The sequence below is a fragment of the Bartonella sp. AA2SXKL genome, assembly GCF_042197205.1.
In the GTDB taxonomy this organism is placed as follows: domain Bacteria; phylum Pseudomonadota; class Alphaproteobacteria; order Rhizobiales; family Rhizobiaceae; genus Bartonella.
The window spans coordinates 1-596 of record NZ_JBHIRN010000248.1 but is presented as its reverse complement, the minus strand read 5'-3'; the positions used below and the strand labels follow the sequence as shown (position 1 = coordinate 596).

1 protein-coding gene is annotated in these 596 nt (G+C 33.9%); it reads right to left on the bottom strand.

All coding sequences use genetic code 11. The features are described from left to right. Window positions 1–59: 59 nt before the first annotated feature. Complete coding sequence (locus tag ACFINS_RS11020; RefSeq protein WP_011180502.1) at window positions 60–464, bottom strand: TM2 domain-containing protein; 405 nt, start codon at window positions 462–464, stop codon at window positions 60–62. Window positions 465–596: the final 132 nt, after the last annotated feature.

Sequence of the window (596 nt, the reverse complement as noted above, 5' to 3'; positions counted from 1 at the left end):
GCTTACTTTTTATATTATACATTTACAATAATAGTTTATTTTATCATATACAATCTCTACTAATGTATAATTTGATTGCCATTTTTGTCAGTAAACTTCCCTGCCATAATGACTATAAAATCAACAATTGTCCAAATTCCTGTGATCATCAACCCGACAAGTGTTAACGATAGAATAAGCATTAAAGCACCCGTCCAAACTTTACCAACCATAAAACGATGAACACCAAATATACCAGCAACCCAACAAACGAGTGCAAGCATTACTTTTAAATGTTCTGACTGTTTTTTTAATAATGGAAAAACAGAATTGACAACATCTCCCTCACATACAAAATCAACAGTATCACCTATCTTCGGTGGATTCTTCCCTGACCAATCCCAAGTCGCAAATTGATAACGCTTACCATCATCACCGGAAACGAGATAAGTCCCCTGATCCTGACTAATAATTATACCTCTCATCTTTTAACACCTATAAAATTATTACTTATAAGCCCTTGACAAAAAAGTTAAATTTGATAACCTGAATAACATTATATTCTCAAATCCTGCCCTTAACTCTCAACGTTGCAAATTACCCGCATAACATGCCTG